The sequence below is a fragment of the Lactobacillus sp. ESL0237 genome (genome assembly GCF_003692985.1).
Taxonomy (GTDB): Bacteria; Bacillota; Bacilli; order Lactobacillales; family Lactobacillaceae; genus Lactobacillus; species Lactobacillus bombicola.
Genome location: NZ_REHE01000007.1, coordinates 77,915 through 96,700 on the forward strand (window position 1 = coordinate 77,915; position 18,786 = coordinate 96,700).

19 protein-coding genes and 1 riboswitch are annotated in these 18,786 nt (G+C 34.3%); of the genes, 18 read left to right on the forward strand and 1 reads right to left on the reverse strand.

Annotated features, from left to right (window positions below; translation table 11 throughout):
- The first annotated feature begins 8 nt into the window (after positions 1 to 8).
- The 6 genes from F5ESL0237_RS03315 (at position 9) to F5ESL0237_RS03340 (ending at position 5,816) form a co-directional block, all read left to right on the forward strand.
- Positions 9 to 1,928 carry an acyltransferase family protein gene (locus tag F5ESL0237_RS03315; RefSeq protein WP_122024637.1) on the forward strand — a complete coding sequence of 640 codons (1,920 nt, stop codon included), beginning with the start codon at positions 9 to 11 and terminating at the stop codon, positions 1,926 to 1,928.
- A gap of 12 nt (positions 1,929 to 1,940) precedes the next feature.
- The gene (gene rnz, locus F5ESL0237_RS03320) at positions 1,941 to 2,879 is read left to right on the forward strand and encodes a ribonuclease Z (protein WP_122021618.1); all 939 of its coding nucleotides are present in this window, start codon (positions 1,941 to 1,943) and stop codon (positions 2,877 to 2,879) included.
- The gene (locus F5ESL0237_RS03325; RefSeq protein WP_122021619.1) at positions 2,876 to 3,670 is read left to right on the forward strand and encodes an SDR family oxidoreductase; all 795 of its coding nucleotides are present in this window, start codon (positions 2,876 to 2,878) and stop codon (positions 3,668 to 3,670) included. Before rnz ends, F5ESL0237_RS03325 begins: the two co-directional genes overlap by 4 nt.
- 8 nt (positions 3,671 to 3,678) lie before the next feature.
- Positions 3,679 to 3,900, forward strand: a complete 222-nt coding sequence (locus tag F5ESL0237_RS03330; RefSeq protein ID WP_090091853.1) for a lipopolysaccharide assembly protein LapA domain-containing protein — start codon at positions 3,679 to 3,681, stop codon at positions 3,898 to 3,900.
- A 111-nt stretch (positions 3,901 to 4,011) separates the two neighbouring features.
- The gene (gene rpmF, locus F5ESL0237_RS03335; protein WP_090091854.1) at positions 4,012 to 4,203 is read left to right on the forward strand and encodes a 50S ribosomal protein L32; all 192 of its coding nucleotides are present in this window, start codon (positions 4,012 to 4,014) and stop codon (positions 4,201 to 4,203) included.
- Positions 4,204 to 4,271: 68 nt separating this feature from the next.
- A complete protein-coding gene (locus F5ESL0237_RS03340) occupies positions 4,272 to 5,816 on the forward strand; it encodes a bifunctional UDP-sugar hydrolase/5'-nucleotidase (RefSeq protein ID WP_122021620.1) in 1,545 nt (514 codons plus the stop codon).
- Positions 5,817 to 5,846: 30 nt separating this feature from the next.
- Here the strand turns inward: F5ESL0237_RS03340 and F5ESL0237_RS03345 are convergent, their stop codons facing one another.
- Positions 5,847 to 6,053, reverse strand: a complete 207-nt coding sequence (locus tag F5ESL0237_RS03345) for a DUF2929 family protein (RefSeq protein ID WP_118896447.1) — start codon at positions 6,051 to 6,053, stop codon at positions 5,847 to 5,849.
- 107 nt (positions 6,054 to 6,160) lie between these two features.
- Here F5ESL0237_RS03345 and F5ESL0237_RS03350 point away from each other — a divergent pair, with 107 nt between their 5' ends.
- The 12 genes from F5ESL0237_RS03350 (at position 6,161) to cmk (ending at position 18,746) form a co-directional block, all read left to right on the forward strand.
- Complete coding sequence (locus tag F5ESL0237_RS03350; RefSeq protein WP_122024638.1) at positions 6,161 to 9,289, forward strand: DNA polymerase III subunit alpha; 3,129 nt, start codon at positions 6,161 to 6,163, stop codon at positions 9,287 to 9,289.
- A gap of 156 nt (positions 9,290 to 9,445) precedes the next feature.
- The gene (pfkA, locus tag F5ESL0237_RS03355) at positions 9,446 to 10,405 is read left to right on the forward strand and encodes a 6-phosphofructokinase (protein WP_090091861.1); all 960 of its coding nucleotides are present in this window, start codon (positions 9,446 to 9,448) and stop codon (positions 10,403 to 10,405) included.
- Between the two features lie 24 nt (positions 10,406 to 10,429).
- Positions 10,430 to 12,199: a pyruvate kinase gene (gene pyk / locus F5ESL0237_RS03360; protein ID WP_122021622.1), complete on the forward strand. Its 1,770-nt coding sequence runs from the start codon at positions 10,430 to 10,432 to the stop codon at positions 12,197 to 12,199.
- 158 nt (positions 12,200 to 12,357) lie between these two features.
- Positions 12,358 to 13,245, forward strand: a complete 888-nt coding sequence (locus F5ESL0237_RS03365; protein WP_122021623.1) for a S1 RNA-binding domain-containing protein — start codon at positions 12,358 to 12,360, stop codon at positions 13,243 to 13,245.
- A complete protein-coding gene (gene xerD, locus F5ESL0237_RS03370) occupies positions 13,238 to 14,137 on the forward strand; it encodes a site-specific tyrosine recombinase XerD (RefSeq protein ID WP_122021624.1) in 900 nt (299 codons plus the stop codon). Before F5ESL0237_RS03365 ends, xerD begins: the two co-directional genes overlap by 8 nt.
- Positions 14,138 to 14,145: 8 nt before the next feature.
- On the forward strand, positions 14,146 to 14,502 hold the full coding sequence (locus F5ESL0237_RS03375; protein WP_122021625.1) for a reductase: 357 nt from the start codon (positions 14,146 to 14,148) through the stop codon (positions 14,500 to 14,502).
- A complete protein-coding gene (locus F5ESL0237_RS03380) occupies positions 14,499 to 15,236 on the forward strand; it encodes a ScpA family protein (protein ID WP_199688762.1) in 738 nt (245 codons plus the stop codon). Before F5ESL0237_RS03375 ends, F5ESL0237_RS03380 begins: the two co-directional genes overlap by 4 nt.
- Positions 15,226 to 15,831, forward strand: coding sequence for an SMC-Scp complex subunit ScpB (gene scpB / locus F5ESL0237_RS03385; protein WP_122021627.1), 606 nt, complete (start codon positions 15,226 to 15,228; stop codon positions 15,829 to 15,831). The genes F5ESL0237_RS03380 and scpB overlap by 11 nt, the downstream gene beginning before the upstream one ends.
- A 2-nt stretch (positions 15,832 to 15,833) precedes the next feature.
- Positions 15,834 to 16,553, forward strand: coding sequence for a pseudouridine synthase (locus F5ESL0237_RS03390; protein WP_122021628.1), 720 nt, complete (start codon positions 15,834 to 15,836; stop codon positions 16,551 to 16,553).
- 28 nt (positions 16,554 to 16,581) lie between these two features.
- Positions 16,582 to 16,696: riboswitch (FMN riboswitch) on the forward strand.
- Between the two features lie 84 nt (positions 16,697 to 16,780).
- A complete protein-coding gene (locus F5ESL0237_RS03395; RefSeq protein WP_233551881.1) occupies positions 16,781 to 17,464 on the forward strand; it encodes an ECF transporter S component in 684 nt (227 codons plus the stop codon).
- Positions 17,465 to 17,568: 104 nt separating this feature from the next.
- A complete protein-coding gene (locus tag F5ESL0237_RS03400; protein WP_122024639.1) occupies positions 17,569 to 18,018 on the forward strand; it encodes a LysM domain-containing protein in 450 nt (149 codons plus the stop codon).
- A gap of 41 nt (positions 18,019 to 18,059) precedes the next feature.
- Positions 18,060 to 18,746, forward strand: coding sequence for a (d)CMP kinase (gene cmk, locus F5ESL0237_RS03405; RefSeq protein ID WP_122021631.1), 687 nt, complete (start codon positions 18,060 to 18,062; stop codon positions 18,744 to 18,746).
- Positions 18,747 to 18,786: the final 40 nt, after the last annotated feature.

Here is an 18,786-nt window from a genome sequence, read left to right on the forward strand (position 1 = left end):
TTGAAAATATGGAAAAAAATCGGTTTATTACAGGATATTCTGGACTCAGAGCATTGGCAGTTATTGGGGTGATTTTATATCATCTTAATCCCGATACTTTTATTGGTGGCTATCTTGGTGTACCGATATTTTTTGTCTTATCAGGGTATTTAGTTACTTGTCAAATGTTAAAGTCATATGAAAAAGATGGTTTTTTTGATAACGTAAATTTTTATTGGAGTAGAATTAAAAAATTATATCCATCATTACTTTCGGTCTTATGGCTTTCTTCGGCGTATATATTATTATTTCAGCGCAATTTACTTGCTAATTTATGGCAAATCGTAGTTTCTAATGTACTAAGTGTTTATAACTTTTGGCAAATATTTAATGGGCAAAGTTACTTTGAACGATTTGCTGCTAATGAGTCACCTTTTGTCCATCTTTGGACAATGTCAATTAATGGGCAATTCTATCTTTTATGGCCACTAGTCGTTTATCTACTTGTCAAGTATGCAAAGAATAGAAAAGTAATGGTCAAAATGCTTTCAGGTCTTTCTCTACTTTCTGCTCTTGAAATGGCAATTATGTATCGAATTGGTGTTAATATTAATAGGATTTATTACGGTACTGACACACGTTTTTTTGCTTTAGGTATAGGAGCAGTATTAGCCGTATTATGGCCAATAAATAAATTGAAGACCGAAATTAAGCAAAGTGAAGCTTATTTTTTGGATGGCATGGGTTTTGTTGCCTTATTTATTATTTTATTGATGTTTTTTAGTCCAGCAATGAATGCTGAAGGGCCATTTCCTTATTATGGTGGGATGATGTTATTTACGATAGCAACAACTATCTTTGTGGCTGTTATTGCTCATCCATGTAGTCACTGGAATAGATGGATGACCAATCCGGTTTTTAATTGGCTCGGTTCTAGAAGCTATGGTATATATTTATATCAATTTCCAGTTATGATCTTTTTCGAAGATAAAGTAGCTAATCTAGCTGAATATGCTTTTTTATACCATTTATTTGAAATTGCGATAATTCTTGTCTTAAGCGAATTGTCATATCGCTTTATTGAAAAGCCATTGAGTAAAATTAGTCTATCTTCCATCAAAAAATACCTAAAAAAAGTTTTAAATTTTAAGACAAAAAATTACGGTTCTAAAATCCAGGCTTTAGTAATAAGTTTAATTTTTATTTGCGGTAGTATTGCTATCATTGTTTCACCAATGGTTAAAGCTCAAGATTATAATCAGTCGCAGTTAGCTGTAAGAATTCGAAAGAATTGTCGGCAGCAAAAAAAAGATAATCAACTGGCAATTGCCAAAATAAAAAAAAGTAAGAAAAAAGATCAAAAAAGAGCTAAACTAATTAAAGTAGCTAATAAGACTGCAAAGAGCCACCCAGTCAATCGGTTATATAAAAAATATGGAATTTCACAACTTGATTTACAATTAGCACATAAAGTTCAATTAACGGCAATTGGTGATTCTGTTATGGCAAGTTCTAGTAACGATTTAACGCGGTTAATGCCTAAATCTATTATTGACGCGGCTGTTTCTAGACAAGTAAACGCATCTTTTGGGTTACTTGACCATTACAAGTCTCAGCATGTCTTAGCTGACAATGTATTAATTGCTTTAGGAACAAATGGAGCTTTTCCAATGTCTGACTTAAATCAACTAATGCAACTAATAGGATCTAAGCGGCAAGTTTTTTGGATTAATACTTATGTGCCCAATAGACCGTGGCAAAATCAGGTCAATCAATCTTTAACTAAAGCGGCTAGACGTTATCATAATTTAAATATTATTGATTGGTGCAACTATGCAAAAAGTCATCCCAATTGGTTTTATGATGATCATACTCATCCTACACCAATCGGCTCAAAATATTATAGCGCTTTTGTTGTCAAAGCAATCGTTAAGCATGCAAAATTTTAGAATGGGAAATTTATGGAGTTACAATTTTTAGGTACAGGAGCAGGGCAACCATCAAAGCAACGCAACGTATCAAGCATTGCCCTTAAAATGCTTGATGAATTAAATGAGATTTGGTTATTTGATGTGGGTGAAGCTACGCAACATCAAATTTTGCGGACTAATATTCGAATGCGCAAGATAACAAAAATATTCATTTCACATAATCATGGCGATCATATTTTTGGCCTGCCTGGCTTTTTGGCAACTAGATCATTTCAAGGCGATGTTGGTCCAATAACAATTTATGGTCCCCCAGGCTTAGAACAATTTGTTAGAACTTCTTTAAAAGTATCAAGAACAAAAATTTCCTATCCAATTAGGTTTGTACCGCTAGAAAAGGGTGGACTGATTTTTCAAGGCAATGGATTTAGAGTTTTCGCAGAAAAATTAGAACATCGAGTGCCTAGTTTTGGCTATCGCGTAGTTGAAGATCCTCATCAAGGTGAACTTTTAATGGATAAATTAGCGCAATATAATATACCTAATGGACCATTACTTGGTAAACTAAAAAATGGGGAGAAAATCGTTTTGGATGATAATACGATTTTGGATGGACACGATTTTTTAGGTCCATCTAAGGCTGGTCGGATAATTTCAATTATTTATGATACCCGTTCAACGGCAACAATTGCACAGCTAGCTAAAAATGCTGATGTCTTGATTCATGAGTCTACTTTTGCTGGTAACGAAGCAGATTTAGCGTATTCTTATTATCATTCGACTGCTGTAGAAGCGGCTAAGGTTGCGCAAGCTAATGGGGTAAAGCGTTTGTATTTAAACCATATTTCAGCTAGATACTTAGGTGCAAAAGCAAAAAAATTAGTGCAACAAGCGGAGAAGATATTCCCCAATACTAAATTAGCTAATGATTTTGATCGAGTTATAATTCCAATGAAAGGTGAAGAAAAATGAGCGATTCATTAAGAGATAAAGTGGTTGTTATTACAGGAGCTTCAAGTGGTATAGGTCATTCAATTGCCTTAGAGAGTGCTGGTCGTGGTGCTACAGTTGTTTTAATTGCAAGAAGAGAAGATGAACTTGATCATCTTGCAGCTGAGGCACATGAACTTTCTGGTGCTCCAGCTTACGCATTTGTCACTGATATGGGGGAGAGCGACGCAATTGATGCTACTTTTAAAAATATAATTAAGGTAACTAATCATATTGATTATTTAGTCAATTGCGCCGGATTTGGAAAATTTGGTAACTTTGTCGAGATGAATCGGCGCGAAATAACTGCCATGTTTCAAGTCAATGTATTGGGTTTAATGTATTTTACGAGACTAATTGGTCGAGTGATGATGGACCAAAAGGCAGGGCAAATTATAAACTTTGGTTCAATTGCTGGCAAAATTCCAACAGTTAAATCTGCGGCATACAGCGCATCAAAAGCAGCTGTTATTCAATTTTCTAATGTCTTGCGCTTAGAATTAAAACCCTTTGGCGTTAAGGTGATGACTGTTAATCCTGGTCCAGTTTATACTAACTTTTTTAATATTGCTGATAAAACTGGACATTATGTTGAAAATATTCAAGGATATATGCTTGACCCTGATGATGTTTCTTGGCAAGTGGTACATTATTTTGGTAGCAATAAGCGCGAACTAAATATTCCGATTAGTCTTGCTGTGTATGCGAAACTGTATAATTTGTTTCCAAGTATAGGTGACAAATTATCTATTAAGTATGCTTCCAGAAAGTAGTTCAACCAATGAAAAATAAAATTGATCAGTTAAAATTAATTTTAACTTTAATTCTTAGCTTGTTATCGGTAATTTTTGTAGTTATTAATACTGGCAATGTGGCAATCAATTTTGGTTTATTTAAACTCAATTTGCCCTTAATTATTATTTTAGTTTTAATGCTAATTATTGGCGTTTTAATCGGCTGGTTTTGGGGTTCAAATGGACATAATCATGATAAGAATAACTAATATATCTTGATTTATTTGGGATACAATAGTATCATTAACAAACGTGAAGTGTTTAAGGCCCTTATTAATAGTGACCGGAAAACCTAATTTACAATAAAGGAGATCAATTAAATGGCAGTTCCTAAGAGACATACTTCTAAGCAAAAGAAACGTTCACGTCGTGGTCATATCAAATTAACTGTTCCAGCAATGCATTACGATGCAACTACTGGTGAATACCGTTTGAGCCACCGCGTTTCACCTAAAGGTTATTACAAAGGTCGTCAAGTTGCTACAGAAGCTAATAGCAGTGACAACCAATAATATGAAAAAAACACCGATTATTGGTGTTTTTTTTTACCTAAAAGAATCTGTTGAGTAAGAGGAAAATGATGGAAATAGTATTTTTGAGTTCAAGTGACATTCATGGCTATATATTACCGACTGATTATCAAAATTTCGGAACTGAAGATGTTTCTTTTGGTTTAAGTCGAGTAAGTAGTGTAATTAAGTCAGAGCGAGCAAAATATGGCGCTAATAACGTTGTTGTAGCAGATACAGGAGATTGCTTACAAGGCTCTCCTTTAGCCGCATATGTTCATACAGCAGATGAGACTGCCCTAAAACAATATACTGACTTATATAATGCTATTGGCTATGATGTACGCTGTTTAGGAAATCATGATTTTAATTTTGGCCTAACTTATTTAAGACAATACATTAATTACAATCACTCAACTTTGTTAAATGCCAATATTTTAGCAAAGAAGACTGCTCAACCGGCTTTTGGTCAAGGCTACTGTATAATTACTAAAAATGGCATCAAGATAGGCATAATTGGAGTAACAACTAAACGAGTTCCTGCATGGGAACCAGCAGAGAATGTTACAGGCTTGAAATTTTTGTCTGCTTTTGATCAAGTTAGATATTATACACAAATTATACGAGCTGAAGTTGATATCTTAGCAGTTATTTACCATGGCGGCTTTGAAGCCGATATACATACTGGTCAAGCAACAGAACCAAAAACTGGTGAAAACGAGGGATATCGAATTTTAAAAGAAATTCCAGAAATTGATGTTTTTTTGACAGGTCATCAACACCAAAAAATGAGTTTAGAAGCTTTTGATACGGCAATTGTTCAACCTGGATATCGCGGAGAAGCTGTTGGTAAGGTTGTCGTTGAAATAGATGAAGACACTAAAAAAATCCAATCAACAACTGCAAGTTTAATTGATACAAAAGATTATTGCCCTGATAAAGAAATAATTTCTTTATGTTCAGATTTAAATAAGCAAACTGAAAACTGGCTTGATCAACCAATTGCTCATTTAGATGCTCCAGCCAAAATAGATAACGCTCAAAAAGCTAGACTTCAAGGAGCCCCTTTTGTCAATCTTTTACAACAAATGCAGCTATATTATACTCAGGCGGATATCTCGGCAACTGCAGTAATGAGTGAAACCGCAAAAGGATTCGAGCAAAAAGTAACAATGCGTGATATTTTGCTTAACTATCCGTATGCTAATCAGTTATGCCGTGTAAAATTAACTGGAAAAGAATTAAGACAAATTATTGAACATAGTCTTTCATTTTTAATTAAAAATGATCAAGGTAAAATTGAATTTGCTCCTAAGTATCAAAATCTACTTTTTAATTTTGATACGTTCTATCCTATAAATTATCAAGCTGAAATTGATCGTCCCATTGGGCAAAGGCTAACCAGATTAGAACTTGATGGACAAGAAATTGCAGATGGGCAAATTTACCGTTTGGCAGTCAATAATTATCGCGCAATGGGTGGCGGTTTTTATCCCGTCTATAATTTAGACAAAATTGAAGAGATATATGACAAGGATTATGTACAAATGTTTCAAGAATTTTTAACTCAGATTAAGCCGAAGATTGATTTAGTTAAAAATTATTCTTTCAAATAAAAAAGCAGGCGGTATTGCCGTCTGCTTTTTTTATTTTAAATTTGAATACTTACTTTTATCTTTAGTTGAATGAGCTGTAATTGTTGGGATAGTTGCTGCAAATAGTAGTCCAAAAATGATACCTACAACTATAGCTTCACCAAAATTAAATACGTTCTGTGTTAAAGGTGCAGCAATAAAACCAACGATTAACATATAAACAATACTCCAACCAATAGTTACAATATATCGCCCCATAAAAGTTCCCTCTTTCATAGATGAATTTTAACAAAGTTAGCGTTTGATTTCAAATCTTAAAGGTGGTTTTTGGTATACTTATATTAGTAAGAAAGGTGGCATGAAAAATGAAAATGGCTGCGCTGCAGAATATTAGTGCATTTACATTGTTAGAAAGTCCAACAAAAATTAAAGACTTGTTGCTAGCTGCCAAAAAACAAGGTTATGAGGCAATCAGCCTAACAGATATTAATGTTACTTATGGGTTAGTAAATTTTTTCGAATTAGCTCAAGAAGTAGGTATTAAACCACTTTTAGGAATGCAAATTCGAGTGAATGGCTTAATTGATACGTTTAATCAATATGATTTGATTGTCCTAGCAAAAAATGATGCTGGTTATCGTAATCTTTTACGCTTATCAAGCAGAATCAACCTAAAAACTGATAATGGAACTAATAAAAAAGTTTTGACTTTGACAGAGCTAACTAAAGATTTGACCAATTTAATTTTAATTGTTCCAGCAAATCCTTATAGTGAACTTTTGAATTTGCAAGGACAAGACGAACGATTGGGCAATGATTTTGTACGAAAACTAATTGGGATTATACCCAAATCAAGTGAATTGTATTTAGGAGTTTACGGGTCACCAAAACAAAAAGTTTATATTTCATATGTCAAAATGCTAGCTAAACAATTTAAACTACCCTTAGTTTGCGTTGAAGATACACGTTATTTAAAGCCCGAAAATCAATTCCTACGGCATACTTTAAAATCTGTTAAAAATGGTAGTGTATTACCCAATGTTCAATCTTTAGCAAAGCAAAGTGGCTCGCACTATTTACCTTCAACTGAGGAAATAAGTGAGCGCTACCATAGTTTAGACCTTGATCAAGCGGTCAGCAATACATGGGAAATAGCTAATAAATGTACAGCACAAATTACCTTTCAATTGCCAGTTTTACCTAAGTATAAACAGAATAAGTTTCAAACTTCTAAAGAATATCTTAATGAGTTAGCGCAACAGGGATTGAAACAGCGTTTCAGTGGACAAACTGTTCCAATGCAATATCAGCATCAATTAGACTACGAGTTAAAAGTGATTGATGAAATGGATTTTAATGATTACTTTTTAATTGTATGGGATGTTGTTAGCTATTGTCACCGTGTGAATATTGCTATGGGACCTGGACGTGGTTCAGCTTGTGGTTCACTTGTCTCGTATGCTTTGAAAATTACTGAAGTAGATCCAATTCAATATAATTTATTGTTTGAACGCTTTTTGAATCCTGCGCGGCATGAAATGCCAGATATTGATTTGGATATTCCAGATAATCGGCGTGATGCTGTAATTAAGTATATGTATGAAAAGTATGGCATGGACCACGCTGCTCAAATTCTTACTTTTGGTACTTTAGCAGCAAAGCAAGTTTTACGTGATACTGGAAGAGTTTTTGGTCTAAGTGAGGCCGAATTGAGTAAATGGTCAAATAGTGTTACTTTTTCTAAAGGGAAGATTACCCTAAAACAAGCATATGAATCTTCTCCTGAAATGAAACTCTTGGTAAATGTAAATGAAAAAAATAAGCTGTTATTTAAAACAGCGCAAGAATTAGAAGGCTTACCGCGGCACTATTCCATTCATGCTGCAGGATTAGTTATTAGTGATAATTCAATTGCAGCAATTAGTGGCTTGCAAGCAGGTCAACTCGGGATACCTGTTACTCAGCAAACTAAGGCATATGTTGAAGCTTTAGGACTACTAAAAATTGATTTTTTAGGGTTGCGTAATTTAACTATTTTAGGCGAAACTGAGGAATTAATTCATGCTCAAGGGAAGAAATTTAATGCCAATCAAATTCCACTTGATGATTTTGAAACCATCAGGTTATTTCAAACAGGTAATACAGGGTTGATTTTTCAGTTTGAATCAAGTGGTATCAAAGAGGTGTTACGCCGGCTTCATCCAGATAATTTTGAAGACTTAGTGGCGGTGAATGCGCTTTATCGTCCCGGACCAATGCAAAATATTTCATCTTTTATTGCTCGAAAACAGGGAAAAGAGAAAGTAACTTATCCAGATGCTAGTTTAAAGAAAATACTAGCGCCAACATATGGTATCTTGGTTTATCAAGAACAAGTTATGCAAACCGCACAAGTTTTAGCTGGCTTTTCTCTAGGAGAAGCCGATATCTTACGGCGTGCAATGTCGAAGAAAAATCAAGTTGTCATTGAACAAGAACGTAGTAAATTTATAGCTGGTGCAATAAAGAAAGGCCGTTCTAAAGACGTAGCTGAAAAAGTTTATAATTATATTGCAGAATTTGCTAATTATGGCTTTAACCGCTCACATGCGGTTGCTTATACCAAATTGGCCTTTTGGCTGGCTTTCTTACAGGTTCATTATTCGACTGAATTTTATACAGCAATGTTGAATTCCACAAGTGCCAATCAGTTGAAGACAAATGATTTAGTAATGCAAGCTCAAGAATTGGGGGTGAAAATTTTACCGCCAGATATTAATCAAAGCGGCTTAGATTATGAAATTAAAAATGGGAAAATAATTGTTGGCTTACGTGCCATTAAAAATATCCGTCTTGATTTTTTAAAGCAAATAATTGAAGTTCGAGCAAAAAGTAAATTTACATCTTTTAGTGATTTTTTACGGCAGGTTGATCCTAAATTCATTCAACCCAAAGTGATTCAAACGCTAATTAAAGCAGGTTGTTTTGATCGGCTGGATCCCAATCGCAATGAATTATTAGAAAATAGTCAAGAAATCATTGAAAATGTTGAACTAACAGGTAAAAATATTGCTCTTTCAGAAAGTCTAGGGGGTGTACCACTTAAACAAGCCTCCATGCCTTCGAAACAAGAAAAAGCGCAAATGGAAGAAGAAACCTTAGGCTTTTCAACGCTTACGTCGCCATTAATTGCTGTACAAAAATATGCAGTAAAATTTAATGCCAAGCCTTTGAGTCAATTTAACATAAATGAAACTGGTATCGCTGTTGGAAAATTAATGACTTTAAAATTAATTAAGACTAAAAAAGGGGCAACAATGGCTTTTAGTGTGTTTGCTGATTCAACTAGTCGCCAAGATATTGTTATCTTTCCTGGTGTTTATGACCAGTTTAAAGCAAACTTAAAGGTCGGCACTATTTATTTATTAGAAATAAAAGTTCAAAATGATCGCTATGATACAAGCCAAAAACAATATTTATTAAATAAATTAAAAATTGTTAATTTTAAAAGTTAGGGTATCAAATGGCAACTTATTAACTGTTAACGCTAACACATTAAAAGTTAGCTAAAACGGGATAATATATAATTTTTTTGAGATTTTTTTATAAATTAATGTTAGAATTTAACTGATGTGAGAAATTACACAATAAAATCTTGATGAGGTGAATTCATGAAACGAATTGGTATTTTAACAAGTGGCGGGGATGCTCCCGGTATGAATGCAGCTATTAGAGCTGTTACTAAAACTGCTATTCATCATGGACTTGGTGTTGTTGGTATTCGTTATGGTTTTGCCGGGTTAGTTGCAGGAGATTTTGTTACACTAACTGCTGAAAATGTTGACCACTTGATTAATTTAGGTGGTACATTTCTTTATAGTGCTCGTTATCCAGAATTTGCACAAAAAGATGTGCAAGAAAAAGGTGTGGAGCAATTAAAGAAGCACGATATTGATACTGTTATCGTAATTGGCGGTGATGGATCTTATCATGGTGCACTTGCTTTAACTCGCTTGGGCATTAATTCAATTGGCTTGCCAGGTACTATTGACAATGATATTCCATATACTGAATATACAATTGGATTAGATACTGCATGCCAAACAGCCATGCAAGCTATTGATAAAATTCGTGATACGGCAAGTAGCCATCATCGCGTGTTCATTGTTAATGTGATGGGCCGCAATTGTGGTGATATTGCCATGCGGGTAGGTTTAGCAAGTGGTGCTGATGCAATTGTTGTTCCTGAGCAATCATATGATATTAAAGAAATTGCTGAAACGTTGAAACGCGGCTTTGCAGATGGCAAGGATAATGGTATTATCGTATTGGCTGAAGGTGTGATGACTGCCGATGACTTTAGAAACGAGCTTTTAAAGTATGGTGATTTTGATGCCCGAGCTAATATCTTAGGTCATATGCAACGTGGTGGTTCACCATCTGTTTTGGATAGAATCAATGCTACAAAGATGGGAAATTATGCGGTTAAGTTACTTCTTGATGGTAAAGGCGGTTTAGCTGTCGGTATGGAGAATGGAAAGCTTGAAACTCATGATATCCTTGATTTATTTGATGGAAAACATGACAGTGATGAAACATTAATAGATATTAATAAAGAAATGACTAAATAGTCAATTTGAGGAGATTTTTAGATAATGAAGAAAACTAAAATTGTTAGTACGTTAGGACCAGCTTCCAATGATGTTGCAACTATTACAGCTTTAGCTAAGGCTGGTGCAAATGTATTTCGTTTTAACTTCTCACATGGGGACCATGCTGAACACCTTTCACGGATGAATATGGTTCGCCAAGTTGAAAAGGAAACTGGTTTAGTTCTAGGTATTGCATTAGATACTAAAGGGGCTGAAATTAGAACTACTGACCAAGAAGGTGGCAAGTTTACTATTAATACTGGTGATGAAATTCGTGTTTCAATGGATGATTCACAAGCAGGTAACAAAGATAAAATTCATGTCACTTATGAAGGATTATACGATGACACTCATGTTGGGGGACACGTTTTAATCGATGATGGTTTGGTCGACTTGTTAATCAAGGAAAAAGATGATGCTAACAAAGAATTAGTTTGTGAAGCTCAAAATACTGGTGTCATTGGATCAAAGAAGGGTGTTAATGCACCTGGAGTTGAAATTCGTCTTCCAGGAATTACTGAAAAAGATGCTGATGATATTAAATTTGGTCTTGAACATGGAATTAACTTTATTTTTGCCTCATTTGCCCGTAAGGCACAGGATATTTTAGATATTCGCAAGCTTTGCGAGGATGCTGGTTGTGATTACGTTAAGATTTATCCTAAGATTGAATCACAAGAAGGTATCAATAATGCTGATGAAATTTTACAAGTTTCAGATGGTTTAATGGTTGCTCGTGGTGACATGGGAGTAGAAATTCCATTTATCGATGTCCCATTTGTGCAAAAGGATTTAATCAAGCGTGCTAATGCTCTGGGTAAGCCAGTTATCACAGCCACACAAATGCTTGATTCAATGCAAGAAAATCCACGTCCAACTCGTGCTGAAGTCTCTGATGTTGCTAATGCAGTTTTAGACGGAACAGATGCTACAATGTTATCTGGTGAATCAGCTAATGGTCTTTACCCAATTAATGCTGTTAAAGCGATGGCCGAGATCGATGAAAGAACTGAAGATGAATTGCTTAAGCGTAATACTTTGGCTTTGCAAAGATTTGAAGAGTACAAGGGTTCTAATGTTACTGAAGCAATTGGTGAATCAGTAGTTCGGACAGCTCAAGAATTAGGAGTTAAAACAATTATTACTGCTACTAATTCTGGTTATACTGCAAGAATGATTTCTAAGTATCGTCCAAATGCAAATATTTTGGCTTTGACTTTTGATGAAAAGATTCAACGTTCATTGGGAATTACTTGGGGTGTACAAGCACTACTTACTGACAAGCCTTCATCAACTGATGATATGTTTGAAGTAGCTGCTAAGGTTGCTAAGGAACAAGGTTATGTTAAAGATGGTGATTTAGTAATTATCGTTGCTGGTGTACCGGTTGGTGATTCAGGTACAACTAACTTAATGAAGTTGCAAATTATCGGTAGCAAACTAGCTCAAGGATTGGGTGTTGGTAACGGTTCCGTTGTAGGAAAAACATTAGTAGTTAACAGTGCCGAAGAAGCGAATAGCCAAATTAAAGAAGGCGATATTCTTGTTGCTAAGACCACTGATCCTGATTACTTGCCTGCAATTAAAAAAGCTTCTGGTTTAGTAGTTGAAGCTTCGGGATTGACTTCTCATGCAGCAATTGTAGGATTATCGCTTGGAATTCCTGTTGTAGTTGGGGTAACTGAAGCAACTGAAAGAATTGCAAGTAATATAACTATTACTGTTGATGCACGTCGTGGTGCCATTTATCAAGGTGAAATTGCTAACCTTTAATTAGCAGTAATAAATAATTAAAATAGTCAGCCGATTGGCTGGCTATTTTAATTTTAATCAAGTATTCGCCCTTAATTAATATTGACTTATATCACTTTACTATTCTAAAATGTTATACTTAATGAAAAGAAATATTATATTTTAGGGGAGTGCAGATAATGCTGGGCACGGTTGCAACAGGTAAGATAATTGACCAAAATGAGAATTCATTTTATGTTCAAGTTGAAGGAATAACTTATGAATTAAAGCAAAAAGAACTTACACAAGACGAAAGACCTAATTTGGGTGATCAAATTCAAGGCTTTTTATATGATGATAAACAACATAATCGCCAAATGACGCAGTTTTTGCCCTTTGTTCAAGCTGATCAATATGGTTGGAGTAAAGTAACTGAGGTGAAATATGATTTGGGGGTTTTTGTTGATATAGGATTACCTGATAAAGATGTAGTGGTATCAGTGGATGACTTGCCCTTTGATAAAAGCCATTGGCCCCATAAAGATGACCAACTTTTGGTTCATTTAGAAACAGATCATAAAGATCGTATTTGGGCCAAATTAGCTGACGAAGATATTTTTAATCAGCTATCGACGCATTTTCCCAATAATATGGAAAATAAAGATATTTTTGGCACCGTTTATTCAAGCCGCGAGGTAGGGGCCTTTGTTATTACTAGCGATTATTATCTTGGCTTTGTTCATTCTTCCCAAATGGGAAGACCATTACGTTTAGGGGAACAGTTCAAGGGTCGCGTAATTGGAGTGAGTCAATACGGCCGTTTAAATTTAAGCAGTTTACCACGAGCCTTTGAAGAAATTGATGAAGATGCTGAGATGATTTTAATGAGTTTGCGCCGAAAAGGTGATTTAACTTTGCCTTTTTACGATAAATCAGATGCTCAAGAAATTAAGAATTATTTTGGTATATCTAAGTCTTCTTTTAAACGGGCAGTAGGTCATTTGCTTAAAGCAAAATATATTACAGAAGATAAGGTAGCTGGAACAATCACGTTAATTAAAGATCCTAAAGCAATTGAAAATGAATAATTTACAGGAAAATGTTGATGATTATTTGCGACATTGTCAAATTGAACGGGGCTTAAGTAATAATACTTGTATTGCTTATCGGCAGGATTTAACTGATTTTTTAATATTTCTAAAAAAAGAGAAGATGACTTCTTGGCCAACTAGTGCAATTGATATTGATGCATTTTTGGCTGAATTACGGGATGAAAATAAAGCAACCAGTTCGATTAGTCGTATGATATCTAGTTTGCGCAAATTTTATCAATGGCTTGTACGCCAGCATATTCAAAAGTTAAATCCGATGCAAGAAATTGATTCACCTAAAAAGCAACACTTATTACCAGTCGCTTTAAGTGTCAAAGAGGTAACTACCCTTTTAGAACAACCAGATATAAATAAAAAATTGGGCATACGTGACCGTGCTTTATTAGAAACTCTATATGCAACTGGCATTAGGGTTAGTGAATTGATTAATTTAAAATTTACCGACTTACATGCTGATTTAGGATTGTTAAAGGTATTTGGAAAGGGATCAAAGGAACGTTTAATTCCAATCAGTGAGGTGGCTATCTCCTGGATTGAAAAATACCAAAAAGAGGTGCGTGATGGACTGCTTTTGCGTGTTGGCAAATATAATGATTACATTTTTCTTAATAACCGTGGTGGATCGTTAACTAGACAGGCTGTCTGGCAAATAATAAAGCATTATTGTCAAACAGCCCAAATTCCAAAAAATGTAACACCGCATACTTTGCGCCATACTTTTGCTACTCATTTGTTAGAAAATGGGGCCGATTTGCGTGTGGTTCAAGAAATATTAGGACACACTGACATTAGTACTACACAAATTTATACTAATTTGTCACAAAAGCACATTTTAGAAGTATATTCAAAGACGCATCCGCGAATTTAGGTAATTATATGCTAATTGAATGTAAGAATGACAATGAAAAAATTGCTATGGGACTTTTGTCTTATTTAGATGATTTTAAAAATATTAATGTTTTAAAAGAAGAAATTGAACTAAATAAAAATAGTAGCGAGTTTCAGCTTTATTTGTATCGTGAGTTAAATTCAAATTTTATTGGTGTAATCGGCATTCAAAATTATAAAGATTTTATTGTCATTCGGTATCTTTCATTGTCTCCCAACTACCGCCAACTTAGGTATAAAGGTAAAATTATACATGAACTGGCATGCAATAATCCTGATAAACGGATTACGGCACTGCCTGAATTTACTAAATTAGTTGAATATTTTAAAAATAAGGAATTATGAGTAATAATCTAACTTTAGAATTACCAAATTTTGAAGGTCCACTTGACCTACTGTTACATTTGATTAAATCACAAAAAATCGATATTTATGATATTCCGATTGCTCAAATTACTAGCCAATATTTGGCATATCTCCATGAAATGCAACGACTAAATTTGAAAATTGCTGGTGAATATTTTGTGATGTCTTCTATATTATTGCGGATAAAATCACAATCACTTTTGCCACAAAATGATTTTGTCAATGAAGATGAACCAGAAGAAGACCCTAGAGAAGAATTAGTTCAGCAATTAGTTCAATACTCTGTTTTTAAAAAAATTTCGGCATACTTTAAAGAACGTAATGAAAAAGTACCAATTACAGCATCTAAAGAAGAGAGTGTGCCCCAAACTAAAGAAATTCAACCTCTGCCTTTAGGACAAATAACTTCATCTGACTTAGCTAATACTTTTATTGTAGTTTTACAACGTTTAAAATTACGCCAGCCTAATCTTGCTTCAGTCAAAGTAAATGAAAAATCTATAACGCAAATGATTGATTTTTTGCGAGAAAAACTCGCTGAGAATAAAGTTATTAGTTTTTTTTCTTGTACAGATCAGTTACAAAATCTATCTGATTTTATTGGTTTATTTTTGGCATTACTTGAACTTTGCAAGAAGAAAGAGATTAAGGTTAAACAAGCTTGTACTTTTGGTGATTTAAAATTAGAAAGAATTGATAATAATGGTAAGTAAAATAGCTCAACTAGAAGCATTATTGTATCTTGCTGGTGATAACGGGATTGAGAGTGAAAATCTTTGTGAGTTATTACATGTGGAGCAATCTGCCTTACGTGAAATGGCTACCAAATTGACTAGCCAGCTTAAATCAAACGTTGATTCTGGATTACAAGTACTACATGTTAATCATAATTATAAGCTAACTACTAGACCTGAAGTTAGTAAAACTGTTACTAGCTTTTTTCAAAGAGATTTAACTAAAACTTTGAGTCAATCAGCGCTTGAAATATTAGCTATTATTGCATATAGACAGCCTATCACGCGTATTGAAGTTGATCAAATTCGGGGAGTTAATTCATCAGGCGCATTACAAACGTTAATTTGGCGCGGATTAATTAAAGTTCAAGGTAAAAAGGATGTTGCTGGCCACCCCAATTTATATGTTACTAGTGATTATTTTTTGCAATATTTTGGATATCAAAGTTTAACTGATTTACCGTTAATTGAAGATTTTGAAGTTAACGAAATTAATGCTGACGGAGAAATTGACTTATTTACCACTAAAGGACAAGCAGATAAAAATTTGGCGAAATTGCCAAAAGGAGAATAACAATGGTTTTAGAACGTTTACAAAAAGTAATTGCCGAAGCTGGAATTGCCTCGCGCCGCAAAGCCGAAAAAATGATTGAAGAAGGTAGGGTAACAGTTGATGGCGCGATTATTACTCAACTCGGTACCAAAGTAGATACCTTCAGTAATATAACGGTTGACGGTGAACCAATTGAACGTGAGAGTTTGCATACGTATCTTTTTTATAAGCCGCGAGGTGTAGTTTCAACCGTAAGTGATGATAAAGGCAGAAAAACGGTAGCTGATTATTTCGAAGATTTACCGTATCGTTTATACCCCATAGGTAGGCTTGACTATGATACATCTGGGTTATTGTTAATGACAAATGATGGTCAGTTAGCCAATTTACTAATGCACCCACGCAGTGAAGTAGCAAAGGTCTATGTAGCAAAAATTAGTGGCCAGCTACTGCCTGAAGAAATAAGTCTGCTTAAACGGGGAATAATGATTGACCATCAAAAATGTGCTCCAGCAAAAGTTAAAATTATTCGGACGGATAAAAAGAAAAATATGCAAATAGTTCAATTAACGATTCACGAAGGTCATTATCACCAAGTGAAGCGGATGTTTAAAGCTGTTAATCATCAAGTAAGAAAACTTTCACGTGAAAAATATTCCTTTTTAACCTTAGATTCATTAATCTCTGGTAAGTACCGTGAATTAAGTCATGCTGAGGTTGACAGATTAAAGCAGGTAGATTAGTATTATAATTGTAGTTAAATATCGAGTTTGTTGTCTTCATGGCAGGGTGAAAATCCCGACCGGTGGTGAAAGTCCACGACCCACGTAAGTGGTGGAATCGTTTAAGATACCGATAGTTAAAGTCTAGATGAAAGAAGACAGACTAAGCTAAGAGCCAAGATGATGCTTACTTTTAATTGGTCTGTTGCTAGAAGCAACAGACCAATTATTTTTTGGAGGTAAGTTCATTGAAAACAAAGAATGGAAGTAATTTAGCCAATATTATTGCTTATGCATTGATTGGTACAATTGCATTTATTTTGATGTTTATTGCATTTCCACTACCAGTAGCAAGTTTTTTAAAGTTTGACTTTTCAGATGTAATTGTTACTATTGGGATGTTCTTATTTGGTTCTGGTCCAGGAATATTTATTGCTTTTATTAGAATGTTTATTTCTTTAATTTATAAAGGTTTTTCCTTGCCAAGTATAGTAGGTCAATTAGCAGCTTTTGTGGCAACAATTTCATTTGCATTACCTTTTTATTTTTTCACTAAAAAAATTGATGTTCATGAAAAAAGTATGGTAAAAAGACATCTGCAGCCAATTTTAGGAGTTATTTTAGGAATTGTTGCAATGACTTTGGTTTTGTCTGTACTCAATGCATTAGTTTTGACCCCTGTTTATGCTGTAACAACTGTGCCCAATTTACCAAAAATTGATGGTTATTCAGGTTTATTAAGTTTTACAGAAAAAGTTTACTTAGGGCAATTGCTTCATATTCCGTCAATGAGTAGCTATATTGCAGGAATTATTGTTCCCTTTAATTTAATTAAGGGTGCCATTAACGGCACAGTAGTTTATTTACTTTTTGAAACAGTTTTGGGTAGTTTAAAGCCGTTTGTACAGCGCTATTTTAATTTGAAAAATTAATTTTTTACTAGATTTTAATCGACCACATATGAGGTCGATTTTTTTATCCAAAATAATAATTAAATATGCTAAAATAAAACAAGCTAAGTGAAGGAGGTTTTTAGATGAGCCATAAACCCAAGGGCCCGTATTTACATTACGAGCGTCCGAATGAATCTAGAACAGTGATCCATAAAGCAACATCAAGAGGGTGGATTGTGTGGATGGCTATTCTGATTCTTAGTATTATTGCACTTGTACCGGTTGTTCATCACTTAGCTACAAATGGGTCAATTAATGAACGAGTAGTTGAATTAAAAAAATCGGTAAAAAAGCATGACAAGCTAAAAAAATCGGTTGTACCTCAAAACCGGCTTCAGCCAAAAGCTGAACAAAAGAAAAAAAGGCAACCCCCAAAAGTGCAAACTAAGCCTACACAGTATGTAGCAAAAAGTGGAGATTCATTATCAAGTATTGCCGAAAAATTTAATTTAAGTATTGAAGAGCTCGCAAGTCTAAATCAGCTTAATGTAGATAGCCAAGTTAAAGTTAATCAAATACTTAAAGTGAAATAAATATAGAAAGGATAGGGACTGAATGTCCCTTTTTTATTGGAATGCAAGTAGCAATTGATGGTCCAGCTTCAGCTGGAAAAAGTACAGTGGCAAAACTTATCGCACAAAAATTAAATTTTATTTATATTGATACTGGAGCAATGTATCGTGCATGTACGATAATTGCCCAAAAGCATGGTATAGATTATAGTAATGAAGCAGAAATTTTAAAAGCAGTTGAAGCAGAAGGAATAGAATTTCAAACTATTAATAATGAGCAAAGAGTTTATGTTGGTAAGCAGGATGTTTCACAAGAAATTAGGACTCCCGAAATTTCAGCTAATGTTTCACAAGTTTCAGCTTTAGCTGGAATTCGTGCAAAAATGGTCGATCTTCAAAGACAAATGGCTGGAAAAATGGACGTGGTAATGGATGGACGTGATATTGGAACTACTGTTTTGCCTAATGCTCAGGTGAAGATATTTTTAATTGCTTCAGCTTATTCTCGTGCCAAAAGGCGAATGTTAGATTTTAAAGAACGTGGTATCAAAAATTCCCAAACAATTGAAGAAATTGAAGCAGATATTACCGCTCGTGATTATAAAGATTCTCACCGCAAAATCTCTCCTTTAAGAAAAGCTGCCAGTGCAATTGAAATTGATACAACAAATATGACAATTGCCCAAGTAGTTGATGCAATTTTGACAGAAATTAAAAAAAGTCAAAAAAAACTAGAAAAAAGGGGATAAAACAGTAGAAAAATATCTAACTTTCATTTAAAATTAGGTT

Coding starts and splice junctions, on each gene's coding strand:
- F5ESL0237_RS03315 (WP_122024637.1), top strand. CDS start 9: ATGGAAAAAAATCGGTTTATTACAGGATATTCTGGACTCAGAGCATTG.
- rnz (WP_122021618.1), top strand. CDS start 1,941: ATGGAGTTACAATTTTTAGGTACAGGAGCAGGGCAACCATCAAAGCAA.
- F5ESL0237_RS03325 (WP_122021619.1), top strand. CDS start 2,876: ATGAGCGATTCATTAAGAGATAAAGTGGTTGTTATTACAGGAGCTTCA.
- F5ESL0237_RS03330 (WP_090091853.1), top strand. CDS start 3,679: ATGAAAAATAAAATTGATCAGTTAAAATTAATTTTAACTTTAATTCTT.
- rpmF (WP_090091854.1), top strand. CDS start 4,012: ATGGCAGTTCCTAAGAGACATACTTCTAAGCAAAAGAAACGTTCACGT.
- F5ESL0237_RS03340 (WP_122021620.1), top strand. CDS start 4,272: ATGGAAATAGTATTTTTGAGTTCAAGTGACATTCATGGCTATATATTA.
- F5ESL0237_RS03345 (WP_118896447.1), bottom strand. CDS start 6,053: ATGGGGCGATATATTGTAACTATTGGTTGGAGTATTGTTTATATGTTA.
- F5ESL0237_RS03350 (WP_122024638.1), top strand. CDS start 6,161: ATGAAAATGGCTGCGCTGCAGAATATTAGTGCATTTACATTGTTAGAA.
- pfkA (WP_090091861.1), top strand. CDS start 9,446: ATGAAACGAATTGGTATTTTAACAAGTGGCGGGGATGCTCCCGGTATG.
- pyk (WP_122021622.1), top strand. CDS start 10,430: ATGAAGAAAACTAAAATTGTTAGTACGTTAGGACCAGCTTCCAATGAT.
- F5ESL0237_RS03365 (WP_122021623.1), top strand. CDS start 12,358: ATGCTGGGCACGGTTGCAACAGGTAAGATAATTGACCAAAATGAGAAT.
- xerD (WP_122021624.1), top strand. CDS start 13,238: ATGAATAATTTACAGGAAAATGTTGATGATTATTTGCGACATTGTCAA.
- F5ESL0237_RS03375 (WP_122021625.1), top strand. CDS start 14,146: ATGCTAATTGAATGTAAGAATGACAATGAAAAAATTGCTATGGGACTT.
- F5ESL0237_RS03380 (WP_199688762.1), top strand. CDS start 14,499: ATGAGTAATAATCTAACTTTAGAATTACCAAATTTTGAAGGTCCACTT.
- scpB (WP_122021627.1), top strand. CDS start 15,226: ATGGTAAGTAAAATAGCTCAACTAGAAGCATTATTGTATCTTGCTGGT.
- F5ESL0237_RS03390 (WP_122021628.1), top strand. CDS start 15,834: ATGGTTTTAGAACGTTTACAAAAAGTAATTGCCGAAGCTGGAATTGCC.
- F5ESL0237_RS03400 (WP_122024639.1), top strand. CDS start 17,569: ATGAGCCATAAACCCAAGGGCCCGTATTTACATTACGAGCGTCCGAAT.
- cmk (WP_122021631.1), top strand. CDS start 18,060: ATGCAAGTAGCAATTGATGGTCCAGCTTCAGCTGGAAAAAGTACAGTG.